This window comes from Microcystis sp. M53603_WE2, from assembly GCF_030065435.1.
Genome location: NZ_JASJFF010001282.1, coordinates 1 through 1,119 on the forward strand (window position 1 = coordinate 1; position 1,119 = coordinate 1,119).

Consider the following 1,119-nt stretch of genomic DNA (forward strand, 5'->3'; position numbering starts at 1 on the left):
AATATAATCAAATAAAACTCCATCGGGACGACGTTGTAAAATGGCTTCTAGGAGAATTAAATAATCCTGTCGCGCTTGATTACTGTAGGGATCGACAAAAGTTTGGGATCGATCATCGACAAAAGAGGTGCTATCCTGTCCTTTACCATTGCGTGCCAACACCTCCTGTCGATCGGGTTTTAAGCTATAAGCATAGCCAAAATTGAGGCTAAATAACCAAGCGTACACCTTTAAACCGCGTTTATGTCCCTGTTCGATCGCCTGTGCTAATAAATCCACATTTCCAGCACCGGGATTTTTAATCACGCTATCCCAAACCGTGGGATTATTGTTAGGAGGTAATAAGACTTGACCATCGGCAAAAACTTCCAGATAAACTATATTATAACCTTTGGCCACGATGCGATCGAGGATACTTTCTATCGATCCTGGACGGGTATCACAGGAGTAAAGACGTAACCAGATCGCTTGTTCCTGTAACCAGTGTCGGGAACGACAAAAGCGCAATTGTTCAGCATATTTCTGCAATAAAATGTTATATTCTTGGGGGGAAGTTTGACGCAGATTTTCTTGTTGTTTGATTTCCGATTCGGAGAGTTGACAATTATCATTGACAGCGAGGCTAGAGTTAATCCCGAGAGGACTACTCCAGAGGATTATAGCGAGGAAACAGGATAGCGATCGCAGATAATTGACTTTCTTTAACATAGTTGTTCACGGCAAAAGTAGCAAAGGAGAAATTTTCTTAGTTTGCTATTTTTTTAGCCCTCTTCTAGAACTCTAGCAAAAGTCTTACAGTCTCTAAACTCTAGCTCTCTTATCGGGTAAGCCTTCAACTAATTTCTAAGCGCAAGTAGAGAGTTGATAGACTGTATTTGGATTATACAGCGAAAGTCAATATGTTTAGATTACCTCGTTGCAAGGATCTCCCTTGTAACGCATTTCCAGAGGTTCTAGCTCTTGTGTAACCCCCCAATATCTGGCTCTTCGGTTTGTGTTATGCAATGGACGGGGGTTATAAGGGATGGAACCCTTATAGAGAAAGGCATTTAGCGATTTTTGTCAATTGTTTTTGCTCTAGAGCGAACTAATCAATTAAGTCTCTTGCCAGATAAGGAT

Annotated in this window: 1 protein-coding gene; it reads right to left on the reverse strand. The window is 41.1% G+C overall.

The genetic code is table 11. The features are described 5' to 3' along the window. The coding region (locus tag PX481_RS26770) for a family 10 glycosylhydrolase (protein WP_288096965.1) at positions 1-708 on the reverse strand (708 nt) is incomplete at its 3' end. Positions 709-1,119: the final 411 nt, after the last annotated feature.